Raw genomic sequence first — 7314 nt, 5'->3', positions numbered from 1 at the left:
CCTATGTAATTGTTTGAGAGGGTTTGTACCCCGCCGCTCACGCCCCTCGCCCGCCCCCGCGGGGGGCCGGCGCCGGGGCCGCCCCCGGGGCCCCGGGGGGGGCCGCCCGCCGGGGGCGCCCCCGACGGGGGTGGAACGGCGGAGCGGAACCACCTCGGCGACGGCCGGGGAGAACGCGGTGTCCGAAAGGGAGGAACGGAACGGTGGTGTGGCGCACACCTGGCGGGGAGCGGCTTGGAGCTGGTCGCGGGGTGCGGGAGGATCGTCGGGACCGCACCGCGAAGGGCCCGTGCCGATGACCACACTCGACCACACCGCGACCGCTCCCGAGCTGCCCTCGCCCGGCCCGTCCGTGCCTGCCGACGGGGCCACTTCCCCGGCCCCTTCGAGCGCTGCGGCCCCGACGTCCGCGGCGTCCGGCCCGGTCGGCGAGGCCGCCGGACGCTGCTCGGTCACGGGGGCGGACGGCGGGGTCTGCGGCACCGCCCGACCGGACAGCGTGCCCCGGCCGCGCAGCAGTGCCGACCACGAGTACGACGGCGGCCAGGGCGAGCCCGCCGACGGAGCCCTGGGTTTCGTACGCCTGCAGCCGCCCGTCGAACCCGCCCAGGACCGGGCGGTCCCCGTCCTGCGCGCCGCGCAGGAGGAGCCGCGGGCGGTCCCGACCAGGCGTCCTTCGCCCTCCCGGCGGCTGCGCCGGATGCACCCCGGAGCGGCACCCGCGAGCCGCGCCGGAGCCGGCGAGGCGGAGGCGACGTCGGCGCCGGCCGCGCCGGGCGGCCCGACCGTCGATCGGACGGCCGGCACCGCAGACAAGGGGCCGGGGGCCGGCGCCGTTCGAGGACCGGCTCCCGCAGCCGGCGGTGCGGGCCGGACCGGCGGAGGCGGCGCCGCTCCGGCGGGTGCCGAAACGCCGCTGGGCATCCTGATCGGCGGCACGCCGAACCTCCCCGAGGAGCACCGGGCGATCCGGGTGACGGTCGAGCTGATCAAGGTCGGCCGCGGCACCGTTCTGGTGGTGCTGCCCGCGTGGCGGCCGGCCATCGCCGTCTCGGTACCCACCGAGCAGTTGCTGCACGCCACCGGTCTCGGCTTCGACCGCCTGGCCGGCACGCAGCTGTCGGTGCTGATCAACCCCGATGCGCTGCACGACCGGGAGCTCGACCTGCACGGCTGGCAGGCCGGCCCGACCGTACGGACGGTCCGGCGCGGCCCGCGGCCGGCGCCGTAGCGGGCCGCCCGCGGCGGCAGCGGGTGGTCAGGCGGTCGGTGCCGGGGCGTTGGGGATGTAGCCGAGGTGCACGGGGACCGGTTCGCGCCGGTCGGAGAGCCAGCCGTCCCTGACATCGGCCAGCAGCTCCGGGAGCCGGGGCGGCCAGAGCGCATCCGCGTCCGGGTCGGCGAGATCGGACGGCGTCCACCAGCGCCAGTCCAGGATCAGGTCGGCGGTGTGCACCGCGCTGACGTCACCGACCGGCCCCCTGTGCGGACCGCTGGCCAGGTAGATGTGCTCGTGCTGGCGGACCCGGATGCCGTGCCAGGTGAAGTCGTGCTCCCAGGTGCAGAGCAGCGGACCGGGTTCGAGGTCGGTCCAGCCGGTCTCCTCCCAGAGCTCGCGCCGCGCGCCGGCCCACGGCGTCTCGCCCGGTTCGATGCCGCCGCCGGGCATCGTCCAGTGCACGCCGACCTCGATGTTGTCGGAGCGGAGGAGGAAGACGGAGCCGTTCTCGTCGAGGACCACGGTCCGGGCCGCCTGCCTGGGGGTCCGCTTCGTGCGCAACAGATTTCGCATCGGGCCACTCTCGCAGCGCCGCCGCCGGAGCGTCGACCGGATTCCGTCGGACGCACGGGTGTTGGCCCCACCGCTCACCGCGCCCACCCGTACGCTGACGCCCATGCCCGCACCAGCGATCATCTTCCCGGCCGACCCGCTCCGTCCCCGCCGACCGGACCCGCACTTCGCCTGGGAGGCCCGGATGCTCCGGGAGTTGGGCGGCGAGCAGTACCTCGTCGACCACGACGCCCTGCTCGCCGGGGAGGCGGAGGACGCGGTCCGACTGGTACCGCGGGGCTGCGGCCCGGTCTGGTACCGGGGTTGGATGATCCCGTCCGCCGACTACGCCGCCTTCGCCCGGGCGCTGGCCGACCGCGGCGCCAACCTGCTGACCAGCGCCCCCGCCTACGCCTCGGCGCACGAACTGCCCGGCTGGTACGACGTGTTCGAGGGCGCCACCCCGCCGAGCGTCTGGATCCCGCTGGCCCCGACGGCCGGCCGGCCCGGCCCCGAGCAGCTGGCGGCGGCCGTGGCGCGGCTCGGCGGGCACGGACCGGCGATCGTCAAGGACTACGTGAAGTCCCGCAAGGACGAGTGGGACGAGGCCTGCTACATCCCGGAGTTGGCCGACCCGGCCGCGGTCGGGCGGGTCGTGGCGCGCTTCGTCGATCTGCAGGGCGACTTCCTGGCGGGCGGCGTGGTGCTGCGCCGGTTCGAGGAGTTCGCCCGGACCGACGGCACCGCCGTCGACGGGGCGAACGGTCCGAGGGACGGCGAGCCGGCGGGCGGCACGACGGAGGCGAGGGCGTCCGACGGGAACGGGGCTGGTGGGAACGGAGCCGACGGGAACGGGGCCGGTGGGAACGGCCGGGCGGTCGAGGCCCGGGTGTGGTGGCTGGACGGCGAGCCCGTCCTGGTCGGACCGCACCCCGACGCTCCGGAGCAGTCCGCGGAGCCGGACCTCACCGAGGTCAGGCCGCTGGTCCGCGCGCTGGGCTGCCGCTTCGTCACCACCGACCTCGCCAGCCGGGCCGACGGCTCCGGCTGGCGGGTGGTGGAGGTGGGCGACGGCCAGGTCAGCGGCCTGCCCCGCGGGATCGACGTGACCGGACTGCTCTTCGCACTGCTCGCCGCCTGAGGCGGCGGGCCCGGCCCCGACCTGGGTGACCGGACCCGCCAGACCGGCCTACCCCGCCACCGGAGCGGGGGCCGGAGCGGGGGCCGGGTGGCCGTCGGCGATGAACGCCTGCCAGAGCCGCGCGTACACGCCGCCCAGGGCGAGCAGCTCGGTGTGCGTGCCGTCCTCGACCACCTTGCCGTGGTCGAGGACGACGACCCGGTCGGCCCGCTCGGCGGTGGTGAGGCGGTGTGCGATCACCAGGGTGGTGCGGCCGCCGCTGAGTCGGTCGGAGGCGTGGTTGACGGCCGCCTCGGTGGCCAGGTCGAGCGCCGCGGTGGCCTCGTCCAGCAGCAGGATGTCCGGATCGACCAGCTCGGCCCGGGCCAGCGCGATCAGCTGGCGCTGCCCCGCCGAGAGGTTCCGGCCGCGGCCGGTGACCTCGTGGTCGTAGCCGCCCGAGAGCTTGACGATCATGTCGTGCGCGCCGACCGCGCGGGCCGCCTCCTCGACCTCCGCCGCCGAGGCCGAGGGCCGCCCGTAGGCGATCGCCTCGCGCACCGTGCCCGCGAACAGGTACGCCTCCTGCGGCACCACGCCGAGTCGGTGCCGGTACCGGGCGAGGTCGTAACGGGTCAGGTCGACGCCGTCCACCCGTACGGTGCCGGCGGTGGCGTCGTAGAACCGGGCGACCAGCTTGACCAGCGTCGACTTGCCGGCGCCGGTCTCGCCGACCAGCGCCACCGTCTGCCCTGCGGGAACGTGCAGGGTGACGCCGGTGAGCACGTCCGGGGCCCTGTCGGCGCCGCCGTTGTAGGCGAAGCTGACGTCCTCGAAGTCGATCTCGCCGCGGAGGCGCTCGCGCACGGGCACCGCGTCGGCGGCCTCGGCCGTGGTGGTCGGGGTGCGCAGCAGCTCCCGGATCCGGCCCAGACCGACGGCCGCCTGCTGGTAGCCGTCGAAGACCTGCGAGAGCTGGTTCACCGGGGCGAAGAACAGGTCGATGTAGAGCAGGTAGGCGACCAGGGCGCCGACCGTCAGCGTGCCCGCGTCGACCCGCTCGGCGCCCACGATCAGCACCAGCGCGGCGGCCACGCTGGAGAGGAACTGGACGAACGGGAAGTACAGCGAGATGTAGAGCTGCGCCCGGACCCGGGCCTCGCGGTAGGCGATGCCGCGGGCGACGAAGCGGTCGGTGTTGGCGTCCAGCCGGCGGAAGGCCTGGACGATCCGCATGCCGGCGACGTTCTCCTGGAGGTCCGCGTTGACCGTGCTGATCAGGTCGCGCGAGATCTCGTACTGGGCCTTGGACTTCTTGCGGAAGACCAGCGTCGCGGCCACCAGCAGCGGCAGCACGGCGAAGACCACCAGGGCCAGGCCGGCGTCGATGACCAGCAGGGCGCCGAAGATGCCGAAGAAGGTGAGCAGGCTGACCACGGCGGTGACGACACCGGTCTGCAGGAAGGACGTCAGCGAGTCCAGGTCCGTGGTCATCCGGGTCATGATCCGGCCGGACAGCTCGCGCTCGTAGTAGTCCAGGCCCAGCCGGTTGAGGTGGCTGAAGATCTTGAGTCGGAGGGTGTACAGCACGCGCTCGCCGGTGCGGCCGCTGACCCGGTTCTCGGCGCTCTGCACCAGCCAGTCCAGCAGGACGACCACCAGCGCGGTCAGCGCGGCGACGGTCACGCCCGACATCAGCGCCTTGCTCACGCCGTCGTCGATGCCGTGCCGGATCAGGACCGGCAGCACCAGGTTGGCGCCCGCGTCGAGGGCGACCAGCAGCAGGGCGAGGGCCAGTGGACGACGGAACGGGCGCAGCAGGCGGCGGAGGGTGAAGTCCGGGTCGCCGGCCTCGGCCTCGGCACGGGGTATCGCGGGGGTGTCGGTGGCCGGCGGGAGCTCGGCGACCTTGGCGATCAGGTCGGGGGCGGCGGTGCGGGCCGCCTTGGTCAGGGCCGCGGTCGGCAGGTCGGGTGCAGGCCGCGGGGTGGGGGTGTCCGCGGAGGTGGCGGGGGCGTTCCCGGTCGTCGGCGCGGTGGGCTCGGCGGAGGCGGCGGCGGTGGTGGCCGGGGTGGCGCCGGCCGTGGCGGCTGCGTCGGCCGGAGCTCCGGCGCCGACGGCGGCGTCCGCCCCGGGGGCGGCCCGGCCGCCGGTGCGGTCGGCCTCGTGGTCGGAAATCAGCGCCCGGTACCGGGGACATCGGGCGTCGAGCTCCTCGTGCGTCCCGATGTCCAGCAGCCGGCCGTGGTCCAGGACGGCGATCCGGTCGGCGAGCTGGAGGGTGGAGCGGCGGTGGGCGATCAGCAGGGTGGTGCGGCCGGCCATGACCGACCGCAGCGCGTCGTGGATCTCCGCCTCGATCTGCGGGTCGACCGCCGAGGTGGCGTCGTCGAGCAGCAGGATCCGCGGGTCGGTGAGGATGGCCCGGGCCAGGGCGATGCGCTGGCGCTGGCCGCCGGAGAGCGTGAGGCCCTGTTCGCCGACCTTGGTCTCGTAGCCGTCGGGCAGTTGTCGGACGAACTCGTCGGCCTGCGCCGCGCGGGCGGCCGCCTCGACCTGCTCGTCGGTGGCGTCGGGCCGCCCGTACGCGATGTTGGTGCGGACGGTCTCGGAGAACAGGAAGCTCTCCTCGGGCACGATGCCGACGGCCGCCCGGACCGAGTCGAGGGTGAGGTCGCGCAGATCGTGGCCGTAGAGGCGGACCGCGCCGGCCGCCGGGTCGTAGAAGCGCGGCACCAGTTGCGCCACGGTCGACTTGCCCGAACCGGACGCCCCGACCAGGGCCAGGGTCTCGCCGGGGGCGAGCTTCAGGTCGAGCCCGTGCAGCACGGGTGCCGGGTGCTCGGGGTCGTAGCGGAACTCGACCCGGTCGAACTCCAGTGCCACGTCGGGGGTGCGGGCGCCGACCGCCCGCGGGGCCGGGCCGGACGCGCCGGTGGTGGCGGTGGCAGCGCCGGCAGTGGCCGCGTCGGTCGCGGCGGCGGACTCTGCGGAGCCGGACCCTGCGGAGGAGGACGCGGTGAGGTCGAGGACCACCGCGTCCGGACGCTCCTGCACCAGCGGCCGTTCGTCGATCAGCTGGAGCACCCGCTCCACGCCCGCCCGGGCCTGCTGGCCGACCGTGATCACCATGGTCAGCATCCGGACCGGGCCGGTCATCTGGGCCACGTAGGTGGAGAAGGCCACGAAGGTGCCGAGCGAGACCCGGCCGTCCACGGCCAGCCAACCGCCGAAGGCCAGCACCGCGACCTGGGCCAGCGCCGGGATCGCCTGCATCGCCGGGTTGTAGCGGCTGTTCAGGCGGATCGAGCGCAGCCGGGCCGCGAAGAGGTTGCGCGACGCCGCCTCCAGCTTGTCCAGCTCCTGGGCCTCCTGGCCGAAGCCCTTGACCACCCGCACGCCGCCGATCGCCTCGTCGACCACGCCGGCAACGGCCGCGGCCTCCTGCTGGGCGGCCCAGGTGGACGGGAACAGGCGCTTGCGGCTCAGCACCGAGACCCACCACAGCGCCGGGCCCATGACCAGCGCGATCAGGGTGAGCGGCGGCGAGAGCCAGACCATCACGGCCAGCGACATGACGAACATCAGCAGGTAGCCGGTCATCATCGGCAGCATCGACAGCAGGCCGTTGATCAGCTGCAGGTCGGACGTGGCGCGGCCGACCACCTGGCCGGTGTCCAGCCGGTCCTGCCGGTGGCCGTCGAGCCGGCCGAGCGAACGGAACAGGTCGCTGCGCATGTCGTGCTGGACGTCGAGGGCGAGCTGCCCGCCGTAGTACCGGCGCACCTGGGTGCAGGCGAACACCAGCACCGCCGCCAGCAGCAGGACGACGGCCCACGGGGCCAGCGACCGGGTGTGCGCGGTGATGACGTCGTCGATGATCAGCTTGGTGACCAGCGGGACCAGGGCCGTGACGGCCATGCCGACCAGGGAGGCGCCGAAGGCCAGCAGCACGCTGCGCCGCGACCGCCAGCAGTAGCCGATCAGCCGCCGCAGCCAGCCCGGACCGTCGGCTCCGCCGTCCTTCGGCCCGCCGCTGCCGGGTACGCCGTCGCCGGGCACCGGGCCGCCAGGCGTGCCGTCCGCGGGTCTGCCTCTGCCGTCCCGCGGCGCACCGGTGCCGGCCGGCTCGCCCGTGGTGCCCTGCGTGCCGGTTCGGGTGCCGCTCGGGGAAAGCTCCACCGTAGATCCGTGAGTCTCAGGCATATTTAGGGATGCTAACCATTCCGTCGGGTGGCCGCCATGGCTTTGTCCGGGACCGTCCGGCCAGAGCGTGCCGGGCGTCCGGTCCGGCGGAGGAGCCAACAGCCGGCGGCCTGCGGTGATTCCCGACCGCACGCCGCCCTGGCCGTGTCGCCGGAGTGGACGACTTCCAGGGTGGACGATGATGCGCCCCGCGCCCACCTGCCACCGGCGCAGCCGC

Annotated in this window: 4 protein-coding genes; 2 read left to right on the top strand and 2 right to left on the bottom strand. The window is 74.9% G+C overall.

From position 1 onward, the window contains the following. Nucleotides 1-295 precede the first annotated feature (295 nt). Complete coding sequence (locus tag ACIPSC_RS26100; RefSeq protein WP_400828475.1) at nt 296-1231, top strand: hypothetical protein; 936 nt, start codon at nt 296-298, stop codon at nt 1229-1231. Between the two features lie 27 nt (nt 1232-1258). Here ACIPSC_RS26100 and ACIPSC_RS26095 read toward each other — a convergent pair whose 3' ends face one another. Beyond that, on the bottom strand, nt 1259-1792 hold the full coding sequence (locus tag ACIPSC_RS26095; protein ID WP_400828474.1) for an NUDIX hydrolase: 534 nt from the start codon (nt 1790-1792) through the stop codon (nt 1259-1261). A 103-nt stretch (nt 1793-1895) separates the two neighbouring features. On the opposite strand from ACIPSC_RS26095, the gene ACIPSC_RS26090 reads away from it, so the two are divergent. After that, complete coding sequence (locus ACIPSC_RS26090; RefSeq protein WP_400828473.1) at nt 1896-2912, top strand: ATP-grasp domain-containing protein; 1017 nt, start codon at nt 1896-1898, stop codon at nt 2910-2912. A gap of 48 nt (nt 2913-2960) precedes the next feature. On the opposite strand, the gene ACIPSC_RS26085 is transcribed toward ACIPSC_RS26090, so the two are convergent. Beyond that, nucleotides 2961-7097: an ABC transporter ATP-binding protein gene (locus ACIPSC_RS26085; RefSeq protein WP_400828472.1), complete on the bottom strand. Its 4137-nt coding sequence runs from the start codon at nt 7095-7097 to the stop codon at nt 2961-2963. Nucleotides 7098-7314 lie beyond the last annotated feature (217 nt).

Source organism: Kitasatospora sp. NPDC090091 (genome assembly GCF_044747365.1).
GTDB lineage: Bacteria > Actinomycetota > Actinomycetes > Streptomycetales > Streptomycetaceae > Kitasatospora.
The sequence above is the reverse complement of the archived record's forward strand: the minus strand, read 5'-3'. Positions and strand labels throughout refer to the sequence as shown.